The sequence below is a fragment of the Streptomyces sp. NPDC007875 genome (genome assembly GCF_042868035.1).
Lineage (GTDB): Bacteria > Actinomycetota > Actinomycetes > Streptomycetales > Streptomycetaceae > Streptomyces > Streptomyces antimycoticus.
The window spans coordinates 1-17349 of record NZ_JBIADZ010000039.1 but is presented as its reverse complement, the minus strand read 5'-3'; the positions used below and the strand labels follow the sequence as shown (position 1 = coordinate 17349).

Below are 17349 nucleotides of genomic sequence, written 5' to 3'. Positions count from 1 at the left end.
CGCATGGAACCGCCGATTCTGGGCCGCCGGACCGGACGGACCGATCACGAGCCTCCACAGCGCACCGACCACGACGGGGGGCAGCGGATCGGCCCGTATCGCGTCCTCGCCCCCCTGGATGTGCCCGGGCACGCCGATGACGCCCGCCGCTGCCTCGCCCGGGACGTGCGAACGGGCCGTACCGTCGTCCTGACCCTGCCGTATCCGGCGTCGGCCGACGACCGCGGATACCGGGTGCGGTTCCGGGCCGAGGCCGAGAACTCCCGTCGGCTGCAGGGCCGCTGGGTGGCACAGGTCGTGGACGTCGCTCCACCCGATGTGGAGCTTCCCTGGGTCGCCCACGGCTGCTTCCCCGCCCTGACGCTGCCCGCGGCCCTGGCCGCGCACGGCGGGCCGCTCCCCGAGGACACCGTGCGCGCGCTGGGTGCGGCTCTCGCCGAAACCCTCGCGGCCGCGCACGCCAACGGCCTCGTCCACGCCGGGATATCGCCACAGGCGGTGCTCCTGACGCCGGACGGCCCCCGGCTGACCGGGTACGGGCTCCTCCGGGCCGCCACCGGCAATCGCCCCGCCACATCCCATGGCGGCCGTCCCGCCACCTCGTACACCGGCCGCGCCGCAGTGGCCCACGACAGCCCCGCCGGGCTGCCGCCCGAGCAGCAGGCTGGTGAGCCGCCGCGCCCTTACGGTGACGTCTACGCACTGGGCGCCGTGCTGGCATATGCCGCGACCGGCCGTAAGGACGCCGGGCCCGCGGCCCTGCCGCCGGGGCTGCGCGAGCCCATCGCCGCCTGTCTCTCCTGGGACCCGGCACACCGCCCCCAACCCGCCTCCCTCGCCCGGGAGTTTTACTCGTCCGCGGCGTCCGTCTCACCGGGCCGCGTGCCCCAGGCCGTCGAGGCGGCCCTCGCCGAGCAGGCCGCGCACCACCCCGCCGACACCCCGCCGCCGGACCTCCCGCAACCCGTCGGCCACTCTCCTTCCGCGGGCCGGGCGCCGTCCCGGCGCTCCGTGGCCATCACCGCCCTCACCGGCGCCGCCGGACTGGCCCTGGGGATCGGCGGAACGGCCCTGTGGCGGGCTGTGACCGGCGATTCGCCCGCTCCGCCCGAGCCCCTCGCCCTGCGCGGGGTCGCCCCCGCTGCGCTGTGGCGCCGCCGCATCGAGACCGAGATCGACGGCACGCCACTGCTCTGGGGAAACAGCCACCTGCTCGTACCGGGTGCGGGCGAGGTGACGGCGGTGAGGGTCCGCGACGGACAGAAGATGTGGACCCGTGACAACGTGTGGGGTGTCGGCGACCTCAGCTCGCTCGGCGGTGACCTTGTGCTGAAGCCGGGACTCAAGGAGTTCATCGCCCTGTCGGCGCGCACCGGGCAGGTCAAGTGGGTGGAACGGGCCTACGACGGCGAGAAGCGCCCGCGGTTCCGCTATCCGCTGGCGGCCGACGGGAAGACCCTCTGGTTCCTGGCCCAGGACCAGGAGGAGACCGCCACCGTCGTCGCCTATGACCTCAAGACCCGCAGGGAGCGGTGGCGCACCACGGTCCCCGGCGGTTTCGGCGGCTCCGAGGAGCACTCCGCGGTGCTCCGCGAGGAATCCCTCCTGCTGTCGAACCGCAGCGAGTCGGCCCCCGACAGCCCATGGACCTATCTGGCTCTTGGCCGGCGCGACGGGGCCAAGCTGTGGACGCGGACCTACAAAGGCGTCCTTACCGTCGCGGATGATCCGACGGAGATCGTCTCCGGGGATCTCCTTGTCACCTTCGCCTCGGACGTCGTTTCCGCCCATGAGATATCCAGCGGCAGAAAGCGATGGCACTTCAGTTTCAACGAACTCGTGTACACCGATGGTGCGCTGCACGGCCGGACGCTCTACGCGACCGACGGCAACGCCGTCACCTACGCCATCGACGTGGCCCACGGCAAGCTTCTCTGGCGCCGCCGGGCGGCCGTCGACGCGGCCTCCCCCATGTCGGAGAGCGAAACAGCGCTGAGCCACTCCGGCCGGACCGTGTTCCAGATCAATGCCTCGGAGGTGGAGGCGCTGGACGCGGCGGATGGTTCACTGCGCTGGCGCTTCGCCCCCGCGGCCGAGGGAGCGTCGGCCGGGGCCCTCGGCGGGTCCGTCCTCAGCGCGCCCGGTGTAGCCCTCATCAGGAATGACCAAGCCTTCTACGCACTGCCGGTGGACTGATACCGATGGCCCATCCCCTCAGCCATGACGACCCCCAGCGCCTCGGTCCGTACACCCTCGTCGCCCGGCTCGGCAGCGGCGGCATGGGCACGGTGTACCTCGGCCGCTCATCCGGCGGTCGTACGGTCGCGCTGAAAACCATGCACGCGCGGTTCGCCGCGGAGACGGAATTCCGCACCCGCTTCCGGCTGGAGACCGACGCCGCGCGGGTCATCGGTGGACGGCACGGAGCGCAGGTCATCGACGCGGACACGCTCGCCCCGACGCCCTGGCTCGCCACCGAATACGTCCTCGGCCCGCCGCTGGACGACGCGGTCGCACTCTGTGGGGCCCTGCCCGAACAGGCCGTACGGGCCCTGGGAGCCGCCCTGTGCGACGCGCTCGCCCAACTGCACCGGTCCGAGGTGGTCCACCGCGACCTCAAGCCCTCCAACATCCTGCTGACGGCCCTCGGCCCCAAGGTCATCGACTTCGGCATCGCCCGCGCGGCGGGCGACGACCGGCTGACCCGCACGGGCGCGGCGGCCGGAACGCCCGCCTATATGTCGCCCGAACAGGTGGCCGGTGGCGAACATGCGGCCGCGGGCGATGTGTTCGCCCTCGCCGGAGTGCTCGTCTTCGCGGCCACCGGCCGCCCGCCGTTCGGCAGCGGACAGCCCGCCGATCTGCTCTACCGGGTGCGGTACACCGACCCCGACCTGTCCGGCCTGCCGGGGGGATTGCGCGCCGTACTGGAGCCGTGCTTCGTCAAGGACCCCCGGCAGCGGCCCGGTACGGCCGAACTCGGGCCGCTGCTGCACGCCGGAGGCGGTCACTTCGCCGATCATCTGCCGGACCCAGTCCTGGCGGAGATCGCCCGGCTCGGGACGGCCGTATGGGAGATCCAGCCGTCCAGGATGCCCGCGCCCGTGGAGGAGGACAGGGTCGGCGCGGACCGGCCGCCCAGGTCGGCCGTCTCCCGCCGTAAGGTCGTCACGATCGGAGGAGGCGGAGCCGTAGCGGCCGTCGCGGCTGCCGCCACTTGGGCCTGGCTCGGTCCTGACGGCGGCGCGGGCGGCACTGCGGCCCCGACGCCCGCGCCCACCACACGTCCGCCCGGGACCCCGCCACGTATGTCCTGGAAGTTCACCCCGCCTTCCAGCACCGCCATGGCCGAATGCGCGGTCCTCCTCGCCGGGGACCACACCGCGGTCATCGCCGACACCGGGCTGTATTGGATCGACGCCGAAACCGGAGCCAGGCGCGGCGCCAACGACCTGGTGACGAAGGCGCAGCACGCGGTCTCCGACGGCCGGCGGCTACTCGCCTGTGACTCCAGCGCCGATCATGTCCGGATCGCCCCTGTGGATCCTGGAACGGGTAACTTCCGGACCCCGCTCGCCACGGTCAAGGACCTGGAGGTCGACGACGTACGGCTGCTCGCCGCCACCTCGGACGTGGTCTTCCTGGAAGGGACGAGCCGTAAGGGTCTCGTTCGTGTGGCCGTCGACGCGCGGACGGGGGAGGAGCGGTGGCGGCGGGCCAGCGACACCCCCGAGTTCCAGGACCCCCTCGCGACCCCCGCGGGCTCCTCCCTCGTGCTCTCCTTCCGTGAGCGGGTCACCTTGGTCGGCGCCGCTGACGGCAGGCGCCGGTGGTCGAAGATGCTGGCCAAGGAGAACTACCGCATCCTTCCGGGGACGCAGCGCCACACCGTCTCGGGCGGGCTCCTCTTCGTCGGCGGGAAGGACCTCCTCGCCGTACGGCTCTCCGACGGTGAGGTCGCCTGGCGGTTCGGCGAGGGACGGAAGGCCGGTGACAAGAACGAGCCGGACTCCCCGCGTTATGGACCGCCCCTGCTCAAGGACGGCGTGGTCCACAGCCTCGAGACGGGCACCGGCCTGGTCGCCGTGGACGCCAAGAGCGGAAAGCTGCGGTGGGAGCAGAAGAAGGGCACGGGCCCCGCGCTCAACTTCCAGTATCCGCCCGCCCTCGGCAAGAAGTACCTCTACGCCTTCCCCGACATCGGAACCGATCAATGGGCGGCGGCGATCGACCTCCGCGGCCACAAGGCGGCCTGGACGTTCCAGGGCCCCGGCACCGCCATGGCCTCGCTCAACCCCACCATGACCGTCCATCGGGGTGCCGGCCGGCTGATCATCGCGGGCGGCTCCACCGTGTGCGCCATCCCCCTGGAATGACCCGGACCCCGGACCCGTCCCATCGCGCTGCCCCACCCTCTAGGAGCCTTTGCCCATGAACCCTCTCGGCACCGGCGATCCGCTGCGCCTCGGCCCGTACCGCCTCACCGGCGTGCTCGGCGCGGGCGGCATGGGTCAGGTCTATCTCGGGCGGGATTCCGAGGGCCGGACCGTGGCGGTCAAGGTGCTGCGGCCCGAACTGTCCCATGACCCGGGGATGGCTCGGCGTTTCGTGCGCGAGGCGCACGCCGCCCAGGCCGTGCGGAGCGACGGTGTGGCGCGGGTGCTCGCGGCGCAGACCGAGGGCGGACGGCCGTGGATCGCCACGGAGTTCCTCGCCGGGCCCACGCTCGACCAGGCCGTCGAGCGCTACGGCGCCCTGGAGGAGCCCGTCGTAAGGGCGTTGGGTGCCGCGCTCGTCCGCACGCTCCACGACATCCACGGTGCCGGGCTGGTCCACCGCGACCTCAAACCGTCCAACATCGTGCTGACCTCGCGCGGCCCGAGGATCATCGACTTCGGGATCGCCCGGCCCGAGCACGGGCTGACCCTGACCACCACGGGACAGACCGTCGCCACCCCTGGCTACGCCGCGCCCGAGCAGGTCCTGGGGCAGCGGACCGGCCCCGCGGGTGATGTGTTCTCCCTCGGAGTGGTCCTCGCCTACGCGGCGGGTGGACGGCCGGTCTACGAAGGCGGCCATGTGGCCGCCGTGCAGTACCAGGTGGTGCACGGTGAGCCGGAACTGGGCTCGGTGCCCGGTGGGCTGAGGCCTCTGGTCGAGCCCTGCCTGTCCAAGGACCCCAGGGGCCGCCCCGTCCTCGACTGGATCGGCCAGGCGCTGGCGCCGCCCCGGGGTGCGGACCGGGCCTGGAAGAACGGACCGCTCGCGCAGGACATCGCACGGCGCGAGGCGGATGCCCGGCGCATGGCCGCGCTGCCCGGCGACCGGACGGGCCCCTCCCGGCGGCGGCTCATCGGCACGCTCGCCGCGGGCGGCACCCTGCTCGCGGCGGGTGGCGGAGGCGTCGCGTGGTGGCTGCTGCGCGGCGACGAGGCAAAGGCCGGCGGGCGGCCCTGGGAGGCCGAGCCACTGGCCCACTACAACGAGGGGACGGCCCCGTCACCTCTGTGGGGACCCGTGGACCTCGGCTCCATCGGTGTCGCCAATGCGCGGATGCCGGCCCCGCTTCCCGTCCATGACCTCGTCGTGGCCCCGGCCGAGGGCGGCCGTCTGCGGGCCTACGACGTCCGCACCGGCCGGGCCCGCTGGACCTCCCGGACAGCCGGACTGACCGGGCGCCCCCTCGCCGTATCCGATGACACCGTCCTTACGATCGGCAGCAGGGGCGTACTGCACGCGTTGAACGCCCAGAACGGCAAGGAGCGGTGGAATGCGCCTGCAGCGGAGGCGGCGACCCTGCTCGCGGTGGACGACAAGGCCGTCTATATAGCCACCCGTGGGGGTGAATTGCGCGCCGTGGCGCTGACGTCGCGTACGTCCCTGTGGACGGTGCCCTCGCCGGTACGGACCTCCGAGAAGAGCCCGGCGGTGGCCGCGGTGGCCGACGGCCATCTGGTGGTCTGCGGTGAGGACGGCCAGGTCGTGGCACTCGACACCGCCCGTGGAAAGACCCTCTGGGGACCCGCACGGCACGGAACCACGGCCCTTGTCCCCGCCGTCGCCGACGGCACCGTCTACCTGGGCGGCCGCTCCCTTACCGCGCTCACGCTGTCCACGGGCGAGAAGAAATGGTCCCAGCCCAGCGGGGGCGGGCGCGGCTGGGGCGCACCGGTCGTCGCGAAGGACGTCGTCTACGCCGTGGACGCCACCGATCTCTCAGCCCGCCGTACAGACGACGGAACGGACGCCTGGACGCTCACGTTCGCCTCCGAGGACAGTTCGCAGGACGCGCCGGTGATCGCGGGGAACAGCGTCTGGGCGGGCGCCGGGGAGGCCGGTTCACGCGGCGTCGCGGCGGTGGACACCCGCGGCGGAAGGCTCGCCTGGCCGTACACCCAGGGCACCGAGGGCCGCTGGGCGCTGTCCGCGGGCGGCAACCGCGTCTTCATGCTGCACAACGGCACCCTGACCGCCATGCCCGTCTTCTAGCCTCACCACCCCCGCTCCCGGGCCACCCCACCAGCCCCCGCCCACCCCCCGCCAAGACGCTGGTACTCTGTGTGCTGGCCGTTTGCGTACGCGTCCCCGGAGGCCCCGAGTCTCGGGAGACAGCGCCCAGCGGACCCCGCCTCCCGAGTCACGGAAGATCCCCTGAGACAACGACCAGGGGCACTCGGCGGCTGATACGAAGCAAGGAGTACCGAGTGTCGCTCGACGCCGCTACCAAGAAGCAGATCATGACCGAGTTCGCCACCAAGGAGGGCGACACCGGCTCCCCCGAGGTCCAGGTCGCGCTGCTCACGCGCCGCATCTCCGACCTGACCGAGCACCTCAAGACCCACAAGCACGACCACCACTCCCGCCGTGGTCTGCTGCTCCTGGTCGGCCAGCGCCGCCGGCTGCTGCAGTACCTGGCGAAGAAGGACATCACGCGCTTCCGTGCGCTGGTCGAGCGCCTGGGCATCCGCCGGGGTGCGGCGGGCGCCAAGTAAGACGCCAAGGAGGGAGCGGTTCCCGCTATGGGGGCCGCTCCCTTTGCCATACACGGCGCCGTACGGTTTCAGCCAAAGGTGACCCGTACGGCCTACGCACCGGTGCGTAGCGTGCTCGCTACGTACCGTAGGGGCCGGAGAGTACAGCCGTCGTGATGACGGCCGAAGCTTTGTAGTCTGGTCCCAACAACGTCATAACGAACGAGGAGGAGCGCCTCATTCCCGCCGCACCGGCGCCACAGGAGCCGGTCCTCGGTAGTGGCTCCCGGAACTGGCAATTCCGGTGGCTTCGATCGAAGACCGGCCCGGCCGCCGGCCCGCAAGGCCAGGGGCGCTGCTCCACCACCGTCCACCGTCACACGGACGAGGGACGCAGAAGAGGAGATTTCCCTGGTGGAGAACGAGACCCACTACGCCGAAGCAGTCATCGACAACGGCACCTTCGGCACCCGCACCATCCGTTTCGAGACGGGCCGCCTGGCCCGTCAGGCCGCCGGTTCGGCCGTGGCCTACCTGGACGACGACACCATGGTGCTGTCGGCCACCACCGTTTCCAAGAACCCCAAGGACCAGCTCGACTTCTTCCCGCTCACGGTCGACGTCGAGGAGCGGATGTACGCGGCGGGGCGCATCCCCGGCTCGTTCTTCCGCCGTGAGGGCCGCCCCTCCGAGGACGCGATCCTCACCTGCCGTCTGATCGACCGCCCGCTGCGCCCGTCCTTCAAGAAGGGCCTGCGCAACGAGATCCAGGTCGTCGAGACGGTCATGGCGCTCAACCCCGACCACCTCTACGACGTGGTCGCGATCAACGCCGCCTCCTGCTCCACGCAGCTGGCCGGGCTGCCCTTCTCCGGTCCCATCGGCGGTACCCGCGTCGCCCTGATCAAGGGCCAGTGGGTGGCCTTCCCGACCCACTCCGAGCTGGAGGAGGCCGTCTTCGACATGGTCGTCGCCGGCCGGGTGCTGGAAGACGGCGATGTCGCGATCATGATGGTCGAGGCCGAGGCCACCGACAAGACCATCCAGCTGGTCAAGGACGGCGCCGAGGCTCCCACCGAGGAGATCGTCGCCGCCGGCCTGGAGGCGTCGAAGCCCTTCATCAAGGTCCTGTGCAAGGCGCAGGCGGACCTCGCCGCCAAGGCCGCCAAGCCGACCGCCGAGTTCCCGATCTTCCTCGACTTCCAGGACGACATCCTGGAGGCGCTGACCACCGCCGTCCGCGACGAGCTGGCCCAGGCGCTGACCATCGCGGGCAAGCAGGAGCGCGAGACCGAGCTGGACCGGGTCAAGGGTCTGGCCGCCGAGAAGCTGCTGCCGCAGTTCGAGGGGCGCGAGAAGGAGATCTCCGCCGCGTACCGCGCGCTGACCAAGACCCTGGTGCGCGAGCGCGTCATCAAGGAGAAGAAGCGCATCGACGGCCGCGGTGTCACGGACATCCGTACGCTCGCCGCCGAGGTCGAGGCGATCCCGCGGGTCCACGGCTCGGCGCTGTTCGAGCGCGGCGAGACCCAGATCCTGGGCGTCACCACGCTGAACATGCTCCGCATGGAGCAGCAGCTGGACACGCTCGCGCCCGAGACGCGCAAGCGCTACATGCACAACTACAACTTCCCGCCGTACTCCACCGGTGAGACCGGCCGCGTCGGCTCGCCCAAGCGCCGCGAGATCGGCCACGGCGCCCTGGCCGAGCGCGCGCTGCTGCCGGTGCTGCCGACGCGCGAGGAGTTCCCGTACGCCATCCGCCAGGTCTCCGAGGCGCTCGGCTCCAACGGCTCGACCTCCATGGGGTCGGTCTGCGCCTCGACGATGTCGCTGCTCAACGCCGGTGTGCCGCTGAAGGCCCCGGTCGCGGGCATCGCCATGGGCCTGATCTCCCAGGAGATCGACGGCGAGACCCACTACGTCACCCTCACTGACATCCTCGGTGCGGAGGACGCGTTCGGCGACATGGACTTCAAGGTCGCCGGCACCAAGCAGTTCGTCACCGCGCTGCAGCTGGACACCAAGCTGGACGGCATCCCGGCGTCCGTGCTGGCCGCGGCCCTCAAGCAGGCCCGCGACGCCCGGCTGCACATCCTCGATGTGATGAACGAGGCCATCGACGTCCCGGACGAGATGTCCCCCAACGCGCCGCGGATCATCACCGTCAAGATCCCGGTCGACAAGATCGGTGAGGTCATCGGCCCCAAGGGCAAGATGATCAACCAGATCCAGGAGGACACCGGCGCCGACATCACCATCGAGGACGACGGCACCATCTACATCGGTGCCGCCGACGGCCCGGCCGCCGAGGCCGCCCGCGCGACCATCAACGGCATCGCCAACCCGACCATGCCGGAGGTCGGCGAGCGCTACCTGGGCACGGTCGTGAAGACCACCACCTTCGGTGCGTTCGTCTCCCTGCTCCCGGGCAAGGACGGCCTGCTGCACATCTCGCAGATCCGCAAGCTGGCCGGTGGCAAGCGCGTGGAGAACGTCGAGGACGTGCTGAAGGTCGGCGCCAAGGTCCAGGTCGAGATCGCCGAGATCGACCAGCGCGGCAAGCTCTCCCTCATCCCGGTCCTCGAGGACGAAGAGGGCTCGGACGCGAATGCGGACGAGGCCGGCGCCGAAGCGCAGCCCCAGACGAAGGACGAAGCCGCCAAGTGACGTCCCGCGACGACGAGACGACGGCCCGCACCTCCTCGGAGGCGCGGGCCGTCGCCCGTACCCAAACGCTTCTCGAGGGCGAGAACGGCATCGGCACGGTCCGCAGGACGACCCTCCCCGGGGGCTTGCGCGTCGTCACCGAGACCCTCCCGTCCGTGCGCTCGGCGACCTTCGGCATCTGGGCGCACGTCGGCTCGCGCGACGAGACCCCGACGCTCGGCGGCGCCACCCACTATCTGGAGCATCTGCTCTTCAAGGGCACCCGGCGGCGCAGCGCGCTGGACATCTCCGCCGCCATCGACGAGGTCGGCGGCGAGATGAACGCGTTCACCGCCAAGGAGTACACCTGCTACTACGCGCGGGTGCTCGACACCGATCTGCCGCTGGCCATCGACGTCGTCTGCGACATGCTGACCGGCTCGGTGATCGGCGCGGCGGACGTGGACGCGGAGCGCGGTGTCGTCCTCGAAGAGATCGCGATGACCGAGGACGACCCGGGCGACTGTGTGCACGACCTGTTCGCCCACACCATGCTCGGCGACACCCCGCTCGGCCGCCCGGTCCTGGGCACCGTCGACACCGTCAACGCGCTGGGCCGCGACCAGATCGCGCGCTTCTACCGGAAGCACTACGACCCGACGCATCTGGTCGTCGCCGCCGCGGGCAATGTGGACCACGACGACGTGGTGCGCCAGGTGCACGCGGCGTTCGACGGCGCGGGCGCCCTGTCCCGCACCGACGCGGTCCCGGTCGCCCCGCGCTCCGGCACCCGTGCGATCCGTACGGCCGGCAAGGTCGGGCTGCTGAACCGCAAGACCGAGCAGGCCCATGTCGTCCTCGGCATGCCCGGCATCCCGCGCACCGACGACCGCCGCTGGGCGCTCGGGGTGCTCAACACCGCGCTCGGCGGCGGTATGAGCTCCCGGCTCTTCCAGGAGGTCCGGGAGAAGCGCGGGCTCGCCTACAGCGTCTACTCCTACACCTCCAGCTTCGCCGACTGCGGACTCTTCGGCGTCTACGCCGGCTGCCGTCCGAACCAGGTGCACGACGTCCTCAAGATCTGCCGCGACGAGCTCACCCAGGTCGCGGAGAACGGCCTGAGCGACGAGGAGCTGCGGCGCGCCGTCGGCCAGCTCGCCGGCTCCACCGTGCTGGGCCTGGAGGACACCGGCGCGCTGATGAACCGGATCGGCAAGAGCGAGCTGTGCTGGGGCGAGCAGATGTCGGTGGACGACATGCTCGAGCGGATCGCGGCGGTCACCCCGGACGAGGTGCGCGAGGTGGCGCGCGATGTACTGGGGCAGCGTCCTTCGCTGTCCGTCATCGGCCCGCTGAAGGACAAGCAGGCGGCCCGTCTGGACGAGGCCGTCGCCTAGCCCGTGCCGAAGCGTCCCGGATCGAAGGAAACAGGATCGATGAGCAAGCTGCGTGTGGCCGTCGTCGGCGCCAAGGGCCGGATCGGCTCCGAGGCCGTACGAGCCGTGGAGGCCGCCGAGGACCTGGAGCTGGTCGCCGCGCTCGGGCGGGGCGACGGGCTCGAGACCCTGGTCGAGGCGGGCGCCGAGGTGGCGGTCGAGCTGACCGAACCGGCCTCGGTGATGGACAACCTCGAGTTCTGCGTCCGCCACGGCATCCACGGCGTCGTCGGCACCACCGGCTGGACGGACGAGCGCCTGGCGCGGCTGGGCGGCTGGCTCGACGCCTCGCCGACCACCGGCGTGCTCATCGCGCCGAACTTCTCCATCGGTGCCGTGCTGACCATGCGGTTCGCCCGCCAGGCCGCCCGGTTCTTCGAATCGGTCGAGGTCATCGAGCTGCACCACCCCAACAAGGTGGACGCTCCCTCCGGCACGGCCGCGCGCACCGCCCAGCTGATCGCCGAGGCCCGGCGGGAGGCCGGCTGCGCCCCGCAGCCGGACGCCACCACCACGGCGCTCGACGGCGCGCGGGGTGCCGACGTGGACGGGGTGCCGGTGCACTCGGTGCGGCTGCGCGGGCTCCTCGCCCACCAGGAGGTCCTGCTGGGCGGCGAGGGAGAGACCCTCACCATCCGCCATGACTCCACCCACCACAGCAGCTTCATGCCCGGCATCCTGCTCGGCGTCCGCCGCGTGGTGACCACCCCCGGCCTGACCTTCGGCCTGGAACACTTCCTCGATCTGGACTGAGGGCACAGCGGTGCGCGCAAAGATCACATATTTCGTTCTCGCGGCCGTCCTGGTCGTCTACTTCGTGCTGGTCGGCGACCGCGGGGTGCTGCTGATCCGGGAGGGCACCCCGGTCACGATCGTCTTCGGCCTGGCGGTGCTGGTGATGCCCCTCATCGGCGTCTGGTTCCTGTGGCAGACCACGCAGTTCGCGCGGAGCGCGGACCAGCTCGCCCGGGAGCTGGAGGCGGAGGGCGGTCTCCCGGTCGACGAGCTGGTACGGACGCCCGGCGGGCGGATCGACCGGGACTCGGCGGACGCCGTCTTCGCCAAGCGCCGGGCCGAGACGGAGCAGTCGCCGGACGACTGGCGGTCCTGGTTCCGGCTCGCCGTGGCGTACCACGACGCCCGGGACACCGCGCGCGCCCGTAAGGCGATGCAGCGCGCCATCGCCCTGCACGACGGCAAGCCGGTGCGGGCGGCCGGGGGCTGACCCGGGGCCGCCCGCGGCGGTATGGCTCAGCGGTGGGCGGCGGCCCAGCCCTCGATCGCGTCGGCGGCGCGTTCGAAGCTCTCCGCATGGCCCAGGAAGTCGGCGCCATGGGTGGTGAACACGGTGTCCGGCGCTCCGCCGCGCACCGGTTCGAGCAGCACCGCCTGGCCCTGGACGGTCCGTGGCAGGCCCAGCCACCGGACCGGCTGCTGGGCCGTGCGTATCGCGGCGATGTCCTGCCAGCGCACGGTGGTGCTGCGGAGAAGGCCGGTCCGGCGCAGCCCCTGGGCGCTCACCTCGACGCCGATGCGCACCAGCCTTACGGCTGTCACGATCATCAGTGCCCCGACGGCGGCGCAGATGCCCGCCGCGGGCAGCGATCCCGCCATCGCGATGATCATGGCGGAGAAGAGGACGTACGAGGCGAGCAGGAGCACAAGAGCGGCGCCCCCGACCCTCCAGGGCCCCGGTCGGTAAGGACGGCGCCAGCGGTCCCGGTCTTCGTAGCCGAGCGGGTCCGCTCCGGCCGCCGCGTCATCATCGTGGGCGCGGTCGGCGGTCAGGAAGGGCAGGGGCACGGAAGGTCCTCACTCACACACATGTCCGGATGGGCCTGTGCTGGGTGAGGCTATCCCAGCGCCGGTCAGCGTCCGTCGGACGCCTCGGGCCGCTGGATCTGTTGGGTGGGGTGCGACTGGCTGTCGAGGGCGGGCATCCCGAACATCAGCGAGCCGATGAACCCCGCGATGATCGTGAGACCGATCAGAGTCCGCCCGGCTATCTGGGACGGTGTGGCGCGGGGGCGGGGAGGTGGGGTGACATTGCTGCGGAAACGGTCGGCTTCGGCGACGAAGGCGAACGGCACGGGCTCTCGCCGGCGGGACATCTGCGGGCTCTCCTTGGAACCTCGAACGTGGGTACTTCAATGTGTAGGACGTGTGAATGAGCGATTGGGTGCCCTGATCCGTCCACTTTCTGTCAAAAAGTTTGGCGGAGCGGGACTGTCGGTGGTGGCCCGTAAGCTGGGCGCCGCCCCGAGCGATGCACCACGGAAGGACCCGCGCGTGACCGAGATCCCCGCCGAGACCGAGAAGGCCAGTTTCCGCAGCGATGTGGCCGTCGAACTGGTCAAGCACAGCGCTGCCGACTCCGATGTGCTGTGGGCCGCGCGGGTGTCGACCGCGGGCGAGCAGTCCCTGGAGGAGATCACCAAGGACCCGGAGCGCTCCAAGGGGCTGATCAACTTCCTGATGCGGGACCGCCACGGCAGCCCGTTCGAGCACAACTCGATGACCTTCTTCATCAGCGCCCCGATCTTCGTCTTCCGCGAGTTCATGCGGCACCGCGTGGGCTGGTCGTACAACGAGGAGTCCGGTCGCTACCGTCGCCTGGAGCCGGTGTTCTACGTGCCGGGGGAGGCGCGCAAGCTGGTCCAGCAGGGCCGCCCCGGGAAGTACGAGTTCGTCGAGGGCACCGCGGCGCAGCACGAGCTGACCGGCCGGGTGATGGAGGACGCGTACCGCCATGCGTACGAGGCGTACCAGGAGATGCTGGCCGCCGGAGTGGCCCGCGAAGTGGCCCGTTCGGTGCTCCCGGTCGGCCTGTTCTCCTCGATGTACGCGACCTGCAACGCCCGCTCGCTGATGCACTTCCTCGGCCTGCGCACCCAGCATGAGCAGGCCGCGGTGCCCTCGTTCCCGCAGCGGGAGATCGAGATGGTGGGGGAGAAGATGGAGGCGGCCTGGTCGCGGCTGATGCCGCTCACCCACGCGGCCTTCAACGCCAACGGCCGAGTGGCCCCGTAGCCCGGGCCGGGCCCGCCCCGGACGGATCACCGGGCGAAGTGTCCGTATTGCGGCGTTTCGAGAAGTTCATCTAGGCTGAACAAACGGGCCCGGCACTGCTTGAACCCCCGAGCAGGCAGTGCCGGGTCCCATCTCTTCGCTCCGTCCGCCGCCCCGAGCGAGCGCCGTGGGGCGCGCTACGAGTAGCGTGGTCCCCATGGCACCGACATCCACATCGCAGACCCCTTTCGGGCGGGTGCTGACCGCCATGGTCACGCCATTCACCAGTGACGGCGCGCTCGATCTCGACGGCGCCCAGCGACTCGCCGTTCATCTGGTGGACGCCGGCAATGACGGCCTGATCGTCAACGGCACCACCGGTGAGTCCCCGACCACCAGCGATGCGGAGAAAGCCCAGCTCGTACGCGCCGTGGTGGAGGCGGTCGGGGACCGCGCCCACGTCGTGGCCGGAGCCGGTACCAATGACACCCGGCACAGCGTCGAGCTCGCCCGCGCGGCCGAGCAGGCCGGTGCCCACGGGCTGCTGGCGGTCACGCCGTACTACAGCAAGCCTCCGCAGGAAGGTCTCCTGCGGCACTTCACCGCCATCGCCGACGCCACCGGCCTGCCGGTCATGCTCTACGACATCCCGGGCCGCAGCGGTGTCCCGATCGGCACCGAGACCATCGTCCGGCTCGCCGAGCACCCGCGCATCGTCGCCAACAAGGACGCCAAGGGCGACCTCGGACGCGCCAGCTGGGCCATCGCCCGCTCGCGCCTCGCCTGGTACTCCGGCGACGACATGCTGAACCTGCCGCTGCTGTCGGTCGGCGCGGTCGGCTTCGTCTCCGTGGTCGGCCACGTGGTCAGCCCCGAGCTGCGGGCGATGCTGGAGGCCCATCTCGCGGGCGACGTCGCGAAGGCAACGGAGATCCACCAGAAGCTGCTGCCGGTCTTCACCGGCATGTTCCGCACTCAGGGAGTGATCACGACCAAGGCCGCGCTCGCCCTTCAGGGCCAGCCCGCGGGGCCGCTGCGGCTGCCGTTGGTCGAGCTGACCCCCGAGGAAACGGAACAGCTGAAGCGCGATCTCGCCGCGGGCGGGGTACAGCTCTAAGCAAAGAGGCGATTGGTCGCACCTTCATACTTCACAACTGCATACAGACACATCAGCAAGTGCACGAATGTCACGCGCGCCATGTGCCCAGGGGGCATGTGGCGCGCGTGGTGAGGAGAGTCTTTTGAGTCATCCGCATCCTGAGCTTGGCCCTCCGCCGAAGCTCCCCGAGGGCGGCCTGCGTGTCACCCCGCTCGGCGGCCTCGGTGAGATCGGCCGGAACATGACGGTCTTCGAGTACGGTGGCCGGCTGCTGATCGTCGACTGCGGGGTGCTCTTCCCCGAGGAGGAGCAGCCCGGAGTCGACCTGATCCTGCCGGACTTCACATCCATCCGGGACCGACTCGACGACATCGACGGCATCGTCCTGACCCACGGGCACGAGGACCATATCGGCGGTGTCCCCTTCCTGCTGCGCGAGAAGCCCGACATCCCGCTGATCGGCTCCAAGCTGACCCTCGCCCTGATCGAGGCGAAGCTGCAGGAACACCGGATCCGCCCGTACACCCTCGAGGTCGAGGAGGGGCACCGCGAGCGGATCGGCCCCTTCGAGTGCGAGTTCATCGCGGTCAACCACTCCATCCCGGACGCCCTCGCGGTTGCCATCCGCACCCCGGCCGGCATGGCCGTGCACACCGGCGATTTCAAGATGGACCAGCTCCCGCTGGACGGCCGCCTCACGGATCTGCCCGCCTTCGCCAAGCTCGGCGAGGAGGGCATCGATCTGCTCCTGGTGGACTCCACCAACGCCGAGGTCCCCGGGTTCGTACCGCCCGAGCGCGATATCTCCGGCGTACTGCGCCAGGTCTTCGGCAACGCGCAGAAGCGCATCATCGTCGCCAGCTTCGCCAGCCATGTGCACCGCATCCAGCAAATCCTCGACGCGGCGCATGAGTACGGACGCAGGGTCGCCTTCGTCGGCCGCTCGATGGTCCGCAACATGGGCATCGCACGTGACCTCGGCTATCTGCGGGTGCCGGCCGGTCTCGTGGTGGATGTGAAGACCCTCGACGACCTACCGGACGACGAGGTGGTGCTCGTCTGCACGGGCTCCCAGGGCGAGCCGATGGCCGCGCTGTCCCGGATGGCCAACCGCGATCACCAGATCCGGATCGTCCAGGGCGACACGGTGATCCTGGCGTCGTCGCTGATCCCCGGCAACGAGAACGCGGTCTACCGGGTGATCAACGGACTGACGCGATGGGGCGCCACGGTCGTCCACAAGGGCAACGCCAAGGTCCATGTCTCCGGCCACGCCTCGGCCGGCGAGCTGCTGTACTTCTACAACATCTGCAAGCCCAAGAACCTGATGCCGGTGCACGGCGAATGGCGCCATCTACGGGCCAACGCCGAACTGGGTGCGTTGACCGGGGTTCCGAAGAACCGTTGCGTCATCGCCGAGGACGGTGTCGTGGTCGACCTTGTCGACGGCATCGCCAAGATCGTCGGCAAGGTACAGGCGGGATACGTGTACGTGGACGGCCTCTCGGTCGGCGATGTCACGGAAACCTCGCTCAAGGACCGCCGCATCCTCGGCGAGGAGGGCATCATCTCGATCTTCGTGGTCGTCGACAGTTCGACCGGCAAGGTCGTGGGTGGTCCGCACATCCACGCGAGGGGCTCTGGAATCGAGGACTCGGCCTTCACCGCGGTCATCCCGAAGATCGAGGATGCCCTGGTGAAGTCGGCCTCCGACGGGGTCGTGGACGCGCATCAGCTCCAGCAGCTGGCGCGTCGCGCGGTCGGTAAGTGGGTCTCCGACAGCTACCGCCGGCGCCCGATGATCCTTCCTGTGGTCGTCGAGGTCTGACGTTTGGTCTGACACCTCCTCAGCACCACACCGGCGCTGAACACCCGGCGGGGCTCCTCGATTTGCATCGAGGAGCCCCGCTCCAGTACGTTTACGGCTCCGCCAGAGGGGAACCCGGAGGACTCAACGGTCTCCGGAGGAGCCCACCGGCGGGGGTGGAAATCGACTCAGAGAAATTCTGATAAAGTCGAGGACACCGAAAGGGAAGGCCCTCCAGCGGCCACCGGAATCAGAATTCGGACCGGAAACGGACCGAAAAAGAATCTGGTAAGGTTGGAAACACCGAAGGGAAGCGCCCGGAGAAACCGGTGAAACGGTTTCAAAGGAAGCGTCCGTTCCTTGAGAACTTAACAGCGT

The 17349-nt window shown here is 70.4% G+C and carries 13 protein-coding genes; 11 read left to right on the top strand and 2 right to left on the bottom strand.

Annotation, left to right across the window (positions count from 1 at the left end; translation table 11 throughout):
* Positions 1-3: 3 nt before the first annotated feature.
* From ACFYOY_RS43615 to ACFYOY_RS43580, 8 genes are all read left to right on the top strand, one after another.
* Positions 4-2196 carry a PQQ-binding-like beta-propeller repeat protein gene (locus tag ACFYOY_RS43615; RefSeq protein WP_388593375.1) on the top strand — a complete coding sequence of 731 codons (2193 nt, stop codon included), beginning with the start codon at positions 4-6 and terminating at the stop codon, positions 2194-2196.
* Positions 2197-2201: 5 nt separating this feature from the next.
* Positions 2202-4376, top strand: a complete 2175-nt coding sequence (locus tag ACFYOY_RS43610; protein ID WP_351903002.1) for a PQQ-binding-like beta-propeller repeat protein — start codon at positions 2202-2204, stop codon at positions 4374-4376.
* Positions 4377-4431: 55 nt separating this feature from the next.
* Positions 4432-6489, top strand: a complete 2058-nt coding sequence (locus tag ACFYOY_RS43605) for a PQQ-binding-like beta-propeller repeat protein (RefSeq protein ID WP_388593372.1) — start codon at positions 4432-4434, stop codon at positions 6487-6489.
* A gap of 215 nt (positions 6490-6704) precedes the next feature.
* Positions 6705-6992, top strand: coding sequence for a 30S ribosomal protein S15 (rpsO, locus tag ACFYOY_RS43600; RefSeq protein ID WP_020868053.1), 288 nt, complete (start codon positions 6705-6707; stop codon positions 6990-6992).
* A 393-nt stretch (positions 6993-7385) separates the two neighbouring features.
* Positions 7386-9641 (top strand): polyribonucleotide nucleotidyltransferase, encoded by a 2256-nt coding sequence (locus ACFYOY_RS43595; RefSeq protein WP_351903007.1) that lies wholly within the window; start codon positions 7386-7388, stop codon positions 9639-9641.
* Positions 9638-11017: a pitrilysin family protein gene (locus ACFYOY_RS43590; protein ID WP_351903010.1), complete on the top strand. Its 1380-nt coding sequence runs from the start codon at positions 9638-9640 to the stop codon at positions 11015-11017. The genes ACFYOY_RS43595 and ACFYOY_RS43590 overlap by 4 nt, the downstream gene beginning before the upstream one ends.
* Before the next feature lie 39 nt (positions 11018-11056).
* On the top strand, positions 11057-11809 hold the full coding sequence (gene dapB, locus ACFYOY_RS43585) for a 4-hydroxy-tetrahydrodipicolinate reductase (RefSeq protein ID WP_351903013.1): 753 nt from the start codon (positions 11057-11059) through the stop codon (positions 11807-11809).
* Between the two features lie 10 nt (positions 11810-11819).
* Positions 11820-12281 (top strand): tetratricopeptide repeat protein, encoded by a 462-nt coding sequence (locus ACFYOY_RS43580; protein ID WP_078644121.1) that lies wholly within the window; start codon positions 11820-11822, stop codon positions 12279-12281.
* Positions 12282-12307: 26 nt separating this feature from the next.
* Here the strand turns inward: ACFYOY_RS43580 and ACFYOY_RS43575 are convergent, their stop codons facing one another.
* Together ACFYOY_RS43575 and ACFYOY_RS43570 are read right to left on the bottom strand one after the other, a co-directional pair.
* Positions 12308-12859 (bottom strand): PH domain-containing protein, encoded by a 552-nt coding sequence (locus ACFYOY_RS43575; RefSeq protein WP_351903016.1) that lies wholly within the window; start codon positions 12857-12859, stop codon positions 12308-12310.
* A gap of 65 nt (positions 12860-12924) precedes the next feature.
* Positions 12925-13167, bottom strand: coding sequence for a hypothetical protein (locus ACFYOY_RS43570; RefSeq protein ID WP_351903019.1), 243 nt, complete (start codon positions 13165-13167; stop codon positions 12925-12927).
* Positions 13168-13345: 178 nt separating this feature from the next.
* Here ACFYOY_RS43570 and thyX point away from each other — a divergent pair, with 178 nt between their 5' ends.
* The 3 genes from thyX (at position 13346) to ACFYOY_RS43555 (ending at position 16992) form a co-directional block, all read left to right on the top strand.
* Positions 13346-14086, top strand: a complete 741-nt coding sequence (thyX, locus tag ACFYOY_RS43565; RefSeq protein ID WP_351903022.1) for an FAD-dependent thymidylate synthase — start codon at positions 13346-13348, stop codon at positions 14084-14086.
* A 196-nt stretch (positions 14087-14282) separates the two neighbouring features.
* Entirely contained in the window at positions 14283-15182 is a 900-nt protein-coding gene (dapA, locus tag ACFYOY_RS43560; protein ID WP_351903024.1) for a 4-hydroxy-tetrahydrodipicolinate synthase, read from the top strand.
* Positions 15183-15306: 124 nt separating this feature from the next.
* Complete coding sequence (locus ACFYOY_RS43555) at positions 15307-16992, top strand: ribonuclease J (protein WP_093465102.1); 1686 nt, start codon at positions 15307-15309, stop codon at positions 16990-16992.
* Positions 16993-17349 lie beyond the last annotated feature (357 nt).